The 15,489-nt window shown below is 38.5% G+C and carries 15 protein-coding genes; 10 read left to right on the plus strand and 5 right to left on the minus strand.

The window, feature by feature from the left end:
• Positions 1–49: 49 nt before the first annotated feature.
• From C0V77_RS06755 to C0V77_RS06765, 3 genes are all read right to left on the minus strand, one after another.
• Positions 50–457 (minus strand): PepSY-like domain-containing protein, encoded by a 408-nt coding sequence (locus C0V77_RS06755; RefSeq protein WP_101725590.1) that lies wholly within the window; start codon positions 455–457, stop codon positions 50–52.
• A gap of 121 nt (positions 458–578) precedes the next feature.
• The gene (locus C0V77_RS06760) at positions 579–1,832 is read right to left on the minus strand and encodes a HAMP domain-containing sensor histidine kinase (protein WP_101725591.1); all 1,254 of its coding nucleotides are present in this window, start codon (positions 1,830–1,832) and stop codon (positions 579–581) included.
• Positions 1,829–2,506, minus strand: coding sequence for a response regulator transcription factor (locus tag C0V77_RS06765; protein WP_101725592.1), 678 nt, complete (start codon positions 2,504–2,506; stop codon positions 1,829–1,831). The genes C0V77_RS06760 and C0V77_RS06765 overlap by 4 nt, the downstream gene beginning before the upstream one ends.
• 175 nt (positions 2,507–2,681) lie before the next feature.
• Here C0V77_RS06765 and C0V77_RS06770 point away from each other — a divergent pair, with 175 nt between their 5' ends.
• The 8 genes from C0V77_RS06770 to C0V77_RS06805 all read left to right on the plus strand — a co-directional run bounded on the left by C0V77_RS06770 (position 2,682) and on the right by C0V77_RS06805 (position 11,452).
• Positions 2,682–5,189 (plus strand): DUF5686 and carboxypeptidase-like regulatory domain-containing protein, encoded by a 2,508-nt coding sequence (locus tag C0V77_RS06770; protein ID WP_101725593.1) that lies wholly within the window; start codon positions 2,682–2,684, stop codon positions 5,187–5,189.
• A gap of 85 nt (positions 5,190–5,274) precedes the next feature.
• Positions 5,275–6,042: a hypothetical protein gene (locus C0V77_RS06775; RefSeq protein ID WP_143706023.1), complete on the plus strand. Its 768-nt coding sequence runs from the start codon at positions 5,275–5,277 to the stop codon at positions 6,040–6,042.
• Positions 6,043–6,092: 50 nt separating this feature from the next.
• Complete coding sequence (locus C0V77_RS06780) at positions 6,093–6,359, plus strand: hypothetical protein (protein WP_143706024.1); 267 nt, start codon at positions 6,093–6,095, stop codon at positions 6,357–6,359.
• A complete protein-coding gene (locus C0V77_RS06785; RefSeq protein WP_101725596.1) occupies positions 6,337–6,786 on the plus strand; it encodes a DUF2147 domain-containing protein in 450 nt (149 codons plus the stop codon). The genes C0V77_RS06780 and C0V77_RS06785 overlap by 23 nt, the downstream gene beginning before the upstream one ends.
• Positions 6,787–6,827: 41 nt before the next feature.
• Positions 6,828–7,070, plus strand: coding sequence for an acyl carrier protein (locus C0V77_RS06790; protein ID WP_216824406.1), 243 nt, complete (start codon positions 6,828–6,830; stop codon positions 7,068–7,070).
• 241 nt (positions 7,071–7,311) lie between these two features.
• A complete protein-coding gene (locus C0V77_RS06795) occupies positions 7,312–8,211 on the plus strand; it encodes a sterol desaturase family protein (RefSeq protein WP_158237896.1) in 900 nt (299 codons plus the stop codon).
• Between the two features lie 4 nt (positions 8,212–8,215).
• Positions 8,216–8,860 carry an START domain-containing protein gene (locus C0V77_RS06800; RefSeq protein ID WP_158237897.1) on the plus strand — a complete coding sequence of 215 codons (645 nt, stop codon included), beginning with the start codon at positions 8,216–8,218 and terminating at the stop codon, positions 8,858–8,860.
• A 129-nt stretch (positions 8,861–8,989) separates the two neighbouring features.
• Entirely contained in the window at positions 8,990–11,452 is a 2,463-nt protein-coding gene (locus C0V77_RS06805; RefSeq protein WP_158237898.1) for a TonB-dependent receptor domain-containing protein, read from the plus strand.
• A gap of 94 nt (positions 11,453–11,546) precedes the next feature.
• On the opposite strand, the gene C0V77_RS06810 is transcribed toward C0V77_RS06805, so the two are convergent.
• Positions 11,547–12,197, minus strand: coding sequence for a phosphatase PAP2 family protein (locus C0V77_RS06810; RefSeq protein WP_101725600.1), 651 nt, complete (start codon positions 12,195–12,197; stop codon positions 11,547–11,549).
• Positions 12,198–12,332: 135 nt separating this feature from the next.
• On the minus strand, positions 12,333–12,749 hold the full coding sequence (locus tag C0V77_RS06815; RefSeq protein WP_101725601.1) for an EamA family transporter: 417 nt from the start codon (positions 12,747–12,749) through the stop codon (positions 12,333–12,335).
• Positions 12,750–13,091: 342 nt separating this feature from the next.
• On the opposite strand from C0V77_RS06815, the gene C0V77_RS06820 reads away from it, so the two are divergent.
• Both C0V77_RS06820 and C0V77_RS06825 read left to right on the plus strand, forming a co-directional pair.
• A complete protein-coding gene (locus C0V77_RS06820; protein WP_101725602.1) occupies positions 13,092–14,252 on the plus strand; it encodes a DUF4856 domain-containing protein in 1,161 nt (386 codons plus the stop codon).
• A 72-nt stretch (positions 14,253–14,324) separates the two neighbouring features.
• Positions 14,325–15,467 (plus strand): imelysin family protein, encoded by a 1,143-nt coding sequence (locus C0V77_RS06825; RefSeq protein ID WP_101725603.1) that lies wholly within the window; start codon positions 14,325–14,327, stop codon positions 15,465–15,467.
• Positions 15,468–15,489: the final 22 nt, after the last annotated feature.

The raw sequence follows: 15,489 nt of genomic DNA on the forward strand, positions 1-15,489 counted from the left end.
AAAAAGGTAGAGACCATATACAGTCTCTACCTTTTCAAATCAAATCTGTCTATTTGATAGGTTTCCCCTCGCTATCAAACATTAAGTCTTTTCCACCTACCTCTGCTTCATACATGGTTTTACCGCCTTTCATAATAATAGCTGCCTCTTTTACTTTTTTACCTTTCAAGGCTTGCTGGACGGCCGCAGGAAGTTCTGAGAATTTAATCTCTTTTTCAGTCTCCAAAACCTGTCCTTTTTCATCAAAGACCACTGATAGCTCGTCTTCTCCCTGTTCGAATGAGGCTTCATAATCTTTGCCTTCTTTGTCCCACTTAACTGCTTTAGCTGTTGGATAAGCCTTGGCAAAAGCTTGTTTGATAGCTGCAGGAACTTTGTCTGCCGCCAGTCGTTGTGCAAAAACGACTGTGCTGAGGGCAATGGCAAGGGTTGTAAGCGATGCTGTATTACGTTTCATGTTGCTTGTTATTTTAGTTTAACAGCACAACATTACGAGGCAATTTTGTAGAGAATTTGGAGAAGCGGATAGAATGACGAAGTATTTTTTAATTAGGTTGATTTAAGCCGATTGCCAACGATCAGAAGTTTACTGTGACGATGTGCCAGCCATTTTTATACAGATAAGTAACCTCAAAATGATAAGTATCACAAATTTGTTTCACCAGTGCCAGACCCAAGCCCATCGATTCGGCATGAGCACTATCTTTTTTGAAACGCTCGAAAAGTTGTTCAGTGGGTATAGTTGGCCGAACGCCCTTGTTTTTAATCAGGAGAAAATTCCAGGTTAATTCTATGACAATTTCGCCTTCCTGCAGATTATATTTTATCGCATTGCTTAATAGATTATTCAGCAATACATCCGCTAAAAACTCATTGATTTGAAGGGTAACCTGCGGTTGAATGGACGTATTTACCTGCAGGTTTTTGTGCTGAATCCACACATCCAATAAATTGAGTTTATCTTGCAGGCAGGCAGAAAAATCTAAACTTTGGGCTGTATCGAATTGTCTGTTTTCTATTTTAGTTAAGAGTAAAAGTGTTTGGTTAAGTTTAGATAGCTTACCCAGATATTCAATGAGGTAGCCCATCTGCTGCATCTGCGCTTCAGTCAGATTATTATCCTGCAGCAACAATTCCAGATTAGAACCAATAACTGCTAAAGGCGTTTGCAATTCATGAGAAGCGTTTTCAGTAAAAGATTTAAGACTCTGATATTCCCGCCTGACTTGCTCAGTAAGGGCAGATAAATTCTTCTGAAGCGTTTGAAATTCCTGGATATCGGTTGTATGAAAAGCCAAAGATTCCTTTTGCGTAATTTTAAAGGTTTGCAGTAAATTCAGGGTTTCATAAAAGGGTTGCCAGATGCGACGTGAGACCCGATAATTGACAAAAAACAACATACTTACCAATAAAAGCATCACCCCTGTAAATACAATGAATAAGGCTATCATTAATTCGTCTGACTCATATAGTGTTTTTCTGATATTGACTTTGAAATAACCTTTGTCAGTCTGAATGCCAAAAGAAATCTGTCGGCAATCTAATAACTCATGTTCAGCCGAAGCATAAAATGTTGTATCCTTGATCAATTCAGCAATAGGCCGGCTGGCTGGCTGTATCCAGATACTATCTATTAAAGATAAAAAATTATCCGGGAGTTGACCATTACGCAATACCTGCTTTTCGATTTTCATTTTCTGAAGTAATAATTGCTCGGTTACCTCATCATCCAATACTTTTCTGAGAAAAATATAGCATAAAATTCCACCAATCACCGTAGCAATCAGACAGGCAAATAAAAACGAACGGGTAGTTTTATTGATTAATTTCATATGAGACTGAATTTGTAACCCACACCATAAAGCGTCTGGATATAATCGGGACAGGAGGCTTCAAGCATTTTTTTTCTTAGGTTTTTGATGTGTGAATAGAGAAAATCAAAGGTATCTGACTGGTCAATTTCATCGCCATACAAGTGTTCAGAAATTGACGATTTCGTGAGCACCCTATTCTGATTGGCTATCAGATACATCAGCAAGTCATATTCTTTGCGTGTGAGAACAATATTTTTATCAGCGACCCAGACTTCTTTCGAATCAGGGATAATTTTTATCTCCCCAAAAATTATCTCCCGGTTTCCACCAAAATGTCGTCTTCTCAGCACAGATTTCACTCTTGAATTAAGCTCCGATAAGTGAAAGGGCTTTGTCAGGTAATCATCTGCTCCTAAATCCAATCCTTTTATTTTATCGTCCAGGGCATTTTTAGCAGAAATAATAATAATGCCTGCTGGGGATTGCTGTGCTTTGAGCTGCTCGACAATGGATAAACCTGAGCCATTGGGCAGCATAATATCTACCAAAATACAGTCATATTCATACACACCGATTTTGTCTTCCGCCTCTATCAGGTTAGAAACCCATTCACAAATATACCCTTCCCCTATCAGATACTTCTGAATAGTAGTTGCCAAGGCTTTTTCGTCTTCAATCAGTAAAATTTTCATTCAGCAAAATACTTAAAAGATTTTGGATAGATTCTGGATTTTTGGTCGAGTGCAAATATTTTTCCTCCAGAATTTCAATAGAATTGATTCATAGGTTTGTGCAGGATTTACTTATTCGCTAAGGCAACGGTCGCCGTAATTTAGGTGTAATGACTAGTATAGAACCCATTGAGTAATGAAGTATACTATCCTATTATTGATGATTTCCTTTGGAGCCTATGCTCAGTCATCCAAGACTTTAAGCGGAAAGGTAATGGACGGTTCCACGAAAGAACCTATTCCTTTTGCTAATATTCAGATTAAAGGTACAAAATTTGGTACACAAGCCAATTTCGATGGTTTTTTCTCCATAAAAATAACCCAGCCGTCCGACTCAATTACTGTCTCCATGGTAGGCTATCTACCTCAAAGTCAGTTGATTGGTTCACCAGCTACGCAGAACTTTATTTTCCTGCTTACGAGTACATCTGTCAAACTGAATGAAGTAAAAGTCACAGCTTATGCTGATCCCGGTAAAGCCCTCTGGAAAAAGGTTATTGCCCGGAAACCCTATAATAACTTTGATAAATTTAATAATTATCAATACGAGATCTATAACAAGACTGAGATTGATTTAAAGAATGTGAAACACGAAAAAATCAGGAAAGGCTCGATGAAAGAACTGGTTTACTCGGCCTACCAGAACCTTGATTCAAGTAATAAAAGTGTGATGCCGCTGTATTTTTATGAAACACTTTCAGCATTTTATCATTCTAAAAAGCCACCCATTCAGATTCAGAACATCAAAGCTAAAAAGACGATTGGCCTTGAAACAGATAAATTCATCAGGCAGTTCGACAAGTACAATGAGCGAATCAATATCTATGAAAACTGGAACATTCTATACAGCAACAATTTTGTCAGCCCGATTTCAGACGTAGGCGTTCATTATTATAAATATGAAGTGCTGGACACGATTATGACCGACCCATCGCATCGGTATTTCAGAATGAAGTTTACGCCTAAGAGAAGAAACGAAAACACTTTCGTTGGCGAAATGTGGATTGAAGACGATTCCTATGCAGTTCAGAAATTTGATATGTACATCAGTCAGGATGTGAACATGAATTTTATTAAAAGCGTACATTTTTTTCAGGATTTTGTTCCTGTTTTGTCGGATACCATGAAAGCATGGATGCCTAAAAAATCCATTTCAGAAGTAGAGATAGAATCCGGGCCGGAATTAATAGGTTTACCATTTTCTTCAAAAAACAAAAAAAGAGAAAACCTGAGCTTTACCAATACTACTACTTTCGACCAAGTAAAAATCAATGAAGAGATACGCGATTCTGTCCTGTTCGAGTCAAGATATTCAAAAACTGATTCTGCTTACCTGCATAAAACTGAAAGTTTCTGGAAATCAGCTCGGCTGGATAGCCTAAATAAACCTGAAGTAGCCATTTACCAGGCAGTAGATTCACTAAAAGAAAATAAAAGATTTAAGCGTACTGTGAGACTTACCACTTTTCTGGCCAGCGGCTATTGGGACTTTGCCCATCATACCCTGCGCGCTGGACCCTACTCATCCTTTCTCAGTCGTAACCTCACTGAAGGCTGGCGAACAAGATTTGGTTTATGGACACTGGAAGACTTTAATAAGAAAATCAACCTCAATGGATATGTAGCCTACGGCTTCGCTGATAAAAGGCTCAAAGGAGGGCTAGGCATCAAATACCTGCATTCTATTTCGCCTTGGGTTAAAACCGAGTTTTATGCCCACAAGGATTATGATATGGTTACGGTGAATGATGATGAACTAGACAAGGATAATATTTTCAATTTTGCTTTCCGCAAGCCCATTCCTTCCTATCAGATTTTCATCGGCGAACTTAAACTGTTACACGAACGCCAATTGACTGAAAACTGGACTATGAAAACAGCAGTTGCCTATAAGTCGTTCGACCCCGTTTTTCACTTTGTTTATCAGAAAAATGATGGTGATGAAGTACCCACCCCCATAGACAACTTACATCAACTTTATACGACAGAAGCTACTACCGATTTCAGATATGCGCATAATGAACGCACGACGATTCTTAACTATGATAAAATTCATTTAAGTACCCCATTCCCGGTATTACATGTAAAATATACGCTTGGTTTTGAAACAACTGCCAAAACCTTTTTCAATTATAACAAAGTTGACGTAGGTATTATCCAGACTTTCAAATTGCCCCCGAAAGGGACTTTTTATTACAACCTGAGCATGGGTAAGACCTTTGGTACCCTACCCTACATTTTGCTGCATGTGCCCAGAGGTAACGAAGCATATTTCTTAAGTAGTTATGCCTTTAATACCATGAATCCCTATGAATTTGCCGATGACAGATATGCCAGCCTATTGACACGCTATTCACTCGGAGGGTTTATTTTTGATAAAATACCTCTCCTGAATAAACTGGACTGGCGAGAACGCATGTCTGCGAATCTTTACTGGGGCAGTATGTCAGCAGCCAATAAAGCTTACAATAGCCTGAACCAGATAAGAACCGGTACAGGAAATATTCCTTTTGCTGAGGCGGGTGTGGGTATTGAGAATATTTTCCATGTGTTTACAGTAGATGCGATCTGGCGGTTAAATCATAACGATAATCCGGCTATTTCAAGATTTGGCATATTTACAGGCTTACAACTAAAGTTTTAAATTAAAATGTCATTAAAGAGGCAACGGTTTTATACAAAACCCGTGTAAAGCTAAATAGGAAGGAAAATTAATCTAAACACTTAAAATGATGAAATCAAGCAATCTAATAGTCATGCTGTTGGCCATGATGTGCATGGCAGCCAATACTTATGCACAAGACAATAAGGAAACAAAAACCTTGTTAGGCGGAAAAAAAGTGAAGCCATTTAGGAAAATTAATTATCTGGGCTTATATGTGGCACCTGAAATACAGTATGCAGGTTTAGCAGGGGGTTTTACACCTATGGGCGGTGTTTCTGCTATGCTGCAGATTAACAAAAAATGGGGTGTTGGCGGGGTAGCTTATACAAGCTTTGAAGATTATACCCCCACAAAACTGAGTTCAGGAAAAGCCTATACTTTTGATGCGCAATTTGGTGGTTTGAAGTTGGAATATACAGCAAAACCCAACGCATTAGTCCATGTTTCTTTCCCTCTGATTATTGGAGCAGGAATGGCAAAAATTGATTCGGTTAGCAAAAAAGAGGGGAGAGATATGTTTGGAGAGAATGACCAGAAAGGCGAAGGCATGCACTTTGAGGGTAATAAGAGAGGTAGAAGAGATGACGGAGAAGATAATCTCTTCTACGTGATTCAACCAGGTATTCATCTTGAAATGAATGTCATTAAATATGCAAAAGTATATCTGGGGACCAGTTACCGCATAGCAGCCGGAAAAAGCGATGCTGCCAGCACTAATCCATTGTTGATACCCACAAGCAGTCAAATGAATGGTTTTGCAGTACATGCAGGCATAAAAGTAGGTTTATTTGATTTCAATATCCGTAAGAAAAAAGTCACGCCAGAGAATTAACCCTAACTATTGATTGTACATCTGCATGTGAGGCTATCATGAAAATCGATATGTATTTCTTGACATCATACCTGCATACGAATTTCCTGATACCTCCTTCAGAAGTAACGCTTGCCAAAAACTTCAGAACTGATTTCGGTTTGAGTCAGGAAGAAATTGAGCATATGCTTGAATACCTGGAGAATATTTTTGCAATAAAATTCCCCATAAGAAAAGCACCGGACAGATATGAATATGTGCTTGATCTGGTCTTTTATCTGATTTTATATGATGACTTTATAAAAGATACTACGCATGAAGATACTTTTTTTTATTAGTCTTTTGCTCATTTATACACAAATAAGTAAGACAAATTCAGATGAGTCAGCAGCCAATAGAATTGTTGGTACCTGGCTATCGGCAGATAAAGATTTGAAAGTAGAAATCTTTAAGAAAAATGGACAATTTTTTGGCAAAGTTGTCTGGTTTATCTGTGACCCGAAAACGCCTGATATGGAATCTTTCAGAGATACCGAAAATCCAGACCCGAAACTACGTACTAGAAAATGGCTGGGAATGGAGGTAGCTGAGTGTCTTACGTATACACATAGTGGTGAGTGGAACAAAGGCACTATTTATGATCCGAATACAGGTCGTAAATATAGTTCAGTAGTCAGATTAAAAGATTCCGGCACACTCGTGGTAAGAGGGTACTGGGGTATTGAGCTGTTTGGCAAAAGCCTTGTGTTTCACCTCGTAAATTGAATCAAATAAAACCTGAATGCGTATTAATAACCTGAATGAATATGAATGAAATGACAAAAAAACTGTATCGCTGCTTTGAAGATATGGGCGTTTTATCGACTGCCCTTCATGATTCGGCACATCTTACACGGGACTTGGGACTCGACTCATTAGATGTAACTGATTTAATTCTCAGAATTGAATCTACTTTTAATATAGAAATCTCTGATGCAGAAATAAACTCCTTTCAAACTATTCAAGACATAAACACCCACCTTCACCAGAAAATAATGGTTCAACAATAATACACACAGATCATTCTTCAATCCGACTCATTGCATCGAGTATTCCTATTGAGACTCCTATCAATGGCTGGAATTATATTTCCTAAATGAATAAAACCAAAAGAAAATAAGTGTTTTGCCTATTGTAAATACAGGTTTAATTATTCATTTAGGTACGTCAGAAAGGTAGTTTGGTGCTTACCATCTACCTTTTTATTAAATCTTTTTTTGCTATTTTTTTAACACCTAAATGAGTAGAAACATGCATTTTTTAATAGATTATTTCTCCCATGCACCCGATTGGCATCGGGTATTGATACTGACTTCGAGTATCTTCCTTTTCTGGAATATTGAAAATTTCTTTGGTGTAACACGCAATTATCCAAAGTGGAAACATGCCTTACTGAATACTTTTTTTGCCCTTCCCGCTATTCCAGTTCAACTTTTATTGGGCATTATTTTATTGAAAACCATTGATTTCGATACTAAGAATCATTTTGGTTTAATGTTTTGGCTGCCTCTTATCAAAAACCAGTTTTACATCTTCCTGATTACGTTCATAGTACTGGATTTTTGTGAATATACCTACCATATTCTGATGCACCATGTAAAAACGCTTTGGAAATTTCATTTGGTTCATCATAGCGACAGAGTGGTAGATGTATCTACTACACTTAGGGAGCATCCCGGTGAGACTTTCATTCGCCTGTCATTTCTGGTGGTTTGGGTGTTTTTATCAGGTGCTTCATTCTGGGCTTTGATTTTCCGTCAGTTTATCCAGATTATCTCCAATGTTTTTGCGCATGCCAATTTCCGACTATCAGCAAAAGCTGACAAAATAATAGGATGGGTTTTCATCACGCCTAATCTGCACCACGTGCATCATCATTACCAGCAGCCCTATACAGATAGTAACTATGGCGACGTATTAAGCATCTGGGACAGGATTTTCGGAACCTACAGAGAATTAGATGTCCATGAAACAATTTTTGGCGTAGATACCCATATGGCAAGTGAAGAAAATGCGGACATAAAAAATTTGATACTCATGCCCTTAGCTGAGTATCGTAGGCAAAAAAATGCTGTGTATCCTCAGCCTAAATCCCAAGGAACGACTTTTTCAAAGTTACTATTTCAACACTTGTTTAATGTTAAAAAATAAAAGCATGAAAAAGCAGCAATGGCTCATAATTTTATTATTTTTTACTTCGGTCTACACATTTTCACAGGAACGTCCCTGGAAGTTTGTAAAAGAAACGAATGGAGTGAAAGTATATTTCAGAACTATTGAAAACAGCCATTTGCATGAAGTAAAAATCCAGACGACGTTTACCGGCAATCTCAGTACCATTGTTGAGGCTTTAAAAGATGTACAGGCCTATACACAATGGGTTTATAAAGCCGTCAATTCTTATACGGTTAAAGAGTTTAACGCCTATGAAATGGATTACTATAACCGGATTGATTTCCCTTTTCCACTAGATGACAGAGATATAGTTATCCATAGTATTATTCAGCAGAATCGACAGAATAAGATCGTTACTTCCACTTCGAACGCAAAGCCATCACTACTCCCTGAGAATAAAAACATGGTACGAATCAAAGAATTTCATTCAAAATGGACTTTTGTTCCTAAAACCAACCTCGTTTACGGGGAGTATATTTTCAGTTCTGATCCCGGCGGGAATATTCCGGTCTGGTTAGTTAACCTGAGTCTGGATGAAGGTCCGGTAAGAACTATACGCAATTTCAAAAAACAGCTTTTACTGGACAAATACATAAAAGCCAACAGTTTGAATATTATCAATTGATCCGTTGAATATTTTTGGACTTAGGTCTAAGTTGAATCTTTTTCAACAGCCTTTTGCCTAAGATATATTTCAACAAAATGTCTACAGAATTGAGCGCTAAGTTTGCTGCATTACTTTAAAATGCACCTTATGAAATTTATTTATTATTCATTCTCCTTTTTTCTGCTTTTATCGTTTAGCACTTTCGCTCAGTCTAAAACAGGGCTGAAAATTACAGGAAAAGTACTGGATACAGCGACCAACCAGCCTATTGAATATGCCTCTATAGGTGTAACTGACCAGCAAACGAATAAAATGATTACAGGTACTATTACTGATGCAAATGGTGCTTTTGAAATTACAGGTATATTACCCGGAACATTTACTATTAGTATTGATTTTGTCGGATATCAAAAAAAGACGCTGAAAGATATAGCGCTTAAGGCAGGAGATAAACCTCTTGCGTTGAATACCATTTTATTGACAACGTCTGTGAAAGCGTTGGATGAGGTAACTGTAGTTGGACAAGCAGCCATTGTCGAAAATCAGATAGATAAGATTGTCTATAATGCAGCCAACGATATTACTTCCCAGGGTGGTGCTGCCATTGATGTATTGAAGAAAGTACCACAGGTAACCGTAGATATTGACGGCAATGTTGAATTACAGGGAAACCCCAATATCCGTTTTTTAATTAATGGAAAACCTTCAAGTGTATTCGGCAATAGCCTTGCCGACGCCCTGGCTTCTATTCCGGCAAGCCAGATTAAAAGTATCGAGGCTATTACGAGTCCGGGTGCCAAATATGATGCACAAGGTACAGGAGGTATCATTAATATTATCCTGAAAGACAATCGGGTACAAGGGATTAATGGCAGTATCAATCTGACTGCAGGCACGAGATTAGAGAATGGTTCGGCTAATCTGAATTACAGGCGAAACAATTTCGGAGTGAATGCTTTTTTTAGCGGTAATGAGCAATTGAACTCACGTAAACCAAGTACGCAGGATCGTACTTCTACCAATGCCCGCACTGTTACTCGTTTGCTGCAGGATGGTTATCAGGATTTCAGAAGAAGCGGCTATAGAGCAGGCATCGGCTTTGATTGGGATATCAATAAAAAAACAGCACTCATAGGAGCCTTAGGTTATAATGATTTTCGCAATCGCAGTGATGGTTTCACGCAAATTCAACAATCAGTAACTGAGGGAGGGATTCCTATCTCCTCGAGCAATATCGTACGTAATTCCAATAGCAAGGGTGGCATTCTGGATGTGGATTGGAGTTTAAACTATAAAAGGAAATTTAACAAAGAAAAACAGGAACTGGATATCTTATATAGTGCCAGTATTGGTAAACCGGATAATAGTTATAGCCAGGTTCAGACCTATGCTGATGCCGGCCTGCCCTATTCAGGTACTTTAGGTCATACCCCTGGAACGGATAGACAAACGAATATCTCCCTGGATTACGCTCATCCGGTTACTAAGAAATTTTTGGTTGAAACAGGAATAAAAACGGTTATACAGCATATTAATACCGTTGCTGATATAAGCGTTTTTAATGCCTCTTCCGGCAACTATTCATCCGATCCAACCCAATCCTACCAATTGGATTATCAAATGAAGGTTTATGCCGGATATCTTTCAACTACATTTTCATTGTTCAATTATTTAAATATAAAGGCGGGAGCCCGGTATGAACATACATCGGTTTTAATTGATTTTCCCAATACATCGATTCCTGCTTATGATAATTTCTTACCATCATTCGTTGTCTCCCGTGACTTTAAGCATGACCAATCTTTCAAATTAGCATTTACCCGCCGAATTGAAAGAGCCGAATATGATGAAATTAATCCTTTCAAGAACCTGAGTGACCCTTATAATATAACAGCCGGTAACCCGCTCTTAAAACCGGAAATAGGTAATAACTTCGAATTGGGCTATAGCAGGTCTTTTAAAAACGGCGGCAATGTATATGTAGCCTTATTTGAGCGGATTAATACCAATGATATTAAACCCTATACGACATTTTATCCTACCTATCAGATTGGAGACTCAACCTATCAGAATGTATCCGTTACTATACGCCAGAATATCGGTATTGAATATAACTCAGGCTTAAGTATTTCCGGTTCAGTGCCGCTTACAGATCATCTGAATATCAGAGGGAATCTGATGGCTACGCATAAAAGTGTTGTGAACAGCTTATTGGCTGGGAATGTAACCAACGGCATGAATTATCGTTTCAATCTGAATGCTACCTATCAATTGCCTAAAGATTTGATTCTGGAGGGATTTGGTAATTATTCGTCTGCTATCAATACCATTCAGGGTAAAAGACCTCAGCAATTTACTTATAACCTCGCTTTCAGAAAACAATTCTGGCATAAAAAAGCAAGCATTGGTATTACCGCTACCAATCCATTCAACCAATACATCCATCAGGTTATTACAGTGAGAACGGCTAATTACCTTTCGTACAATACGATTCTGGTGCCGTATCGCTCATTCGGAATCAGCTTCACTTACAAATTTGGCAAGCTCGAATTTAAGAAAGGGAAAGAACCTGGTAATGAGTTTATCAATGCTCCAAGTGTAGAAAATTAACTATATCCGTTGTCAGGAAAAAAGCAACCGAAACGGCTTTTTTAGTAGTTGTTTTTAAAGACCGTAGCTTTTAGTTGCGGTCTTTTTGATGGCGTTATGATTCAAACCTTTTCCATTTCTGTATCCAGAAATAGAAAAGTAAATAGGCCAATCCCAGACTAAAGCCACCAGCTACATCACTGGCATAATGGTAACGTAATACGATACGGCTTATCCCGACAGCAAGGGTCATTATAAGAAGAAATAAACTGATGACCCATTTCCAATGCTTGGCCAGCTGCGACTGCCATACCTCATCAATCAATATGCTTACAAAAACAAATGATCCCATTGAGTGTCCACTTGGAAAGCTATAACTATCCAATGTATCAAATAATGGCAGGTCAGGTCTGGGTCTGGCAAAAAATAATTTTGCTGCATAAATGATAATGGTACTTGTGACGGCCAAAATTGCAACATGCAAGGCATCTGTTTTTCGACCCCTATAAAAAAGTAAGAAGGTCAGTAAAATATAGGCCGGAAACAAAAAAGTACCTGACCCAAAAAATGTCAGAACCTTGAAAGTATAAATGAGGCGGTAGGATGAATAGGGTTTAATCAGGTTAAATACCAGACTGTCAAACCAGTCTTCTTTTTCCAGAACGATTTCATGGGCAATGACACTGAACACGCCTAAAGAACCTATAAAGAGGAACAGCGGCACAATTATTCTGTAAGCGAGGTACTTGTTGCGTTTAAGAAGCATATCATCAGTGGATATTGAATAGGAATGGGCGTTTTTTCTTATTCGCAAATAGTTGATGAATCCTGTAGAAAATTTGAATTTTTCTCTCAAATTATTTCAGCAAAATAATAATGAGATTACATGAGCCTAAAGCAATCATTTCCAAATCAAAACAATTGTTCCGGCTATAATTAAAATAGCGCCTATCGCAGTTTTCCAGCTCAAGGCTTCACCTAATATTCCTACAGACAAAATGATGGTTAGTGCCAGACTCAGCTTATCAATAGGTGCGACCTGAGACACATTTCCCATTTGTAAGGCTTTAAAATAAAACAGCCAGGATAAGCCTGTACTTATGCCTGAAATTGTCAGGAATAACAAGCTCTGTCTGGATAAAGTATGGATCTCCCGCCACTCCCCTTTAGCCAAAACAATTCCCCAAGTCATGAACAAAATGATAAGCGTACGAATAGCTGTAGCCAGATTTGAATTAATATGCGTAATACCCAATTTGGCAAAAATAGCCGTTAATGAGGCAAACAAAGCCGATAATAAAGCGTAAAACCACCACATGATATTAGAATTAAAAGATGAGCGAATTAAATACCCAAATCTGAAGAAAATCTGATTTTATCAAGACCGGAGTCCATTTTTTAATCAAAAAAAAATTACATTTTTTCAAAAATTCAGAATTTCTTCAGAATTCAACTTTTGTTTTGTGCTTTTAAACGTACGCCCTATTTATAAGTAGATACTAGAAAAACTAACTAAGTAACATTCGCGTCCATGCGCTGATAAACATAATGTAGACCGATTATCCCTCTATATTATGTTTATTTTTTGGCTCAAATTATTATTTAGAATTAGTCTTAATATAATTCTTAATTATTTTTTATTAAATCCGTAAACATTTTTATGAACTTTTCCAAAACCCACATTATTATTGGCAGCCTTTTCCTGGCAGGTTTTTCTTCATGTACAAGTAAAACTGAAGACGTAACCCCTCTCCGCACAAAAATTGACTATACAAAAGTAACCCCAACAACACCTTATAAAAGCCTTTTTGTAGCGGCTAATGGAGATTCTACCGTAGATTTGAAATCAGGTAATGACCGATACAGAATTTACCAGGCCCTGAATTATTATCTGGGTGGTGCCGTAAGAGACAACAAAGCGCTTGACGCCGCGGTTATGAAAAATATGTATGCCAATTCAGGAAATCCATTTACAGACATTCCTTCTTTAAATATCTCAGGTTCTTCTTTGAATGCATCCGGTGTACAATTACGCAATGTTACGGCTTCGTCAAAGACTGATGGGGAAGCTGTACGCACAAAGATGGATGCCACTTTTGGGGAAATGGCAGAAGTCAGCAAGTCTTTCGGAGCGGTGGCTTCCAAAGGCGTAGCAGGTAAATCGGGCACTTATTTATTAGATGCCAAAGGGATAGAAACTATTCAGGTAATTCAGAAGTCTTTAATCGGTGCTTATCAATTAGATTATATCAGCAATGTTTTGCTGGATAAAGGTTTAAGCGCGGATAACACCACACTGGTATCCGGCAAAAAATACTCTCAATTAGAGCATAACTGGGATGAGGCCTATGGGGCGCTTACTTTGAATCCGGTATTCTTAGCTAACTCCACTGATGCTGTTCGTGGTACCTCTGAATCATTCTTAGGTTCTTATGTCTGGGAGTATAATAAAGCCGCTTATGCTAAAATTCATCCGGCATTTGTCAGAGGTCGTGTGGCTATTGTTAATAATGATATGACTGAACTGAAGACACAGGCCACATTCATCAGAACTGAAATGGAAAAAGCGATTGCGTATTCGGCGGTAGGTTATTTAGGGAAATGGAAAACGGGTACAACCGAAGCCGCTCGAGCCCATGCCATTGGTGAAGCGGTAGGTTTTATTTACTCTTTACGTTTCTGTACCATTAGCGGGGTGGATGCCAAATTCTCTGACGATCTAATCACGAATCTGGTAGGTTCTGCTAACGGTTTCTGGGATTTGACCAATGATAAGGTAAATGCAGCCGTTGATGCCATCAATACCAAATTTAAATTGTAAGAAATCATTCACCTTCCTCATAGGTGGGTGGATAGTGACCACACTATCCACCCACTCCTTTATTTTAAACTTATGAAGTCCTTTGTTTGGAAAAAGCAATCTATACTATTTGTATTGACACTAGTACTTTGGGCCTGTGGTAATTCCGGAAAGACCGTTGACCCTCCTGCGCCTGTGGATCAGGGAAAAGACAGAACGGCTTTGTTGACCCACTTGGCCGATAACATCATTATTCCTGCCTATGCCAATTTCAAAATTAAGTTTGACCAGATGCTAGCAAAGGCAGATGCGTTTACTGCCAAACCTGACCCTACAACTTTGACAGAATTCAGAGCCTCCTGGGCAGATGCCTACATTGAATGGCAAAAAGTAGAATTATTTGATTTTGGCCCGGCAGAACGCCAAACCTTGCGTAACTTTTTCAATATTTACCCTGCCAGCGAAAAAGGCATTAATGATACTATAGGTGATTCAAATGCTAATTTAGAGACCCCTGCCTCTGCGGCACTACAGGGATTTCCTGCTCTGGATTACTTGCTTAATGGTTTAGGCAATACGGATACTACAATTCTTGGTTTTTATACGACTGCTCCGGATGCCGCTAAAAGGTTGGCTTACATCAAGCGTCTGACAAGCCGGATGAATACGCTTTTGACCAAAGTAATGAGTGATTGGGTCAGCTACAGAGAAACCTTTATCACAAAAACCGGACTGGATATCGGTTCTTCCACTTCATTGATGGTCAATGGTTTGGTGCTGCACTATGAGCGCTATATCCGCTCCGGTAAATTCGGCATCCCTTCAGGTGTTATGCTCAATGGTGTGGTCTCTCCGGAAAAGGTAGAAGCGTTCTATAAAAAAGACCTCTCTCTTGCACTGGCCAAGGCTGCGCATCAGGCATATATCGATTTTTTTAATGGCAAAGCCGTTAAAACAGGTGTGGAAGGCCCTGCCTTCAAAATGTATCTTGACGCCTTAGGTGCAAAAGATGCGAGCACCGGAAAATCATTAGCGCAGTTAATTAATGAGCAATTTCAGATAAGTAAAGACAAAATTGAAATGCTGAAGCCGAACTTCTACGAAGAGGTAAAGACCAATAATCAGGCGATGAAAGATGTATACACTGAAATGCAGAAAGGTGTTCGGATGCTGAAAGTGGATATGACTTCTGCCATGAGTATTACAATTACCTATACGGATAATGATGGAGATTGATGGAGATATCAAACTCATTTCA

It is taken from the genome of Emticicia sp. TH156, assembly GCF_002855535.1.
Classification (GTDB): Bacteria; Bacteroidota; Bacteroidia; order Cytophagales; family Spirosomataceae; genus Emticicia; species Emticicia fluvialis.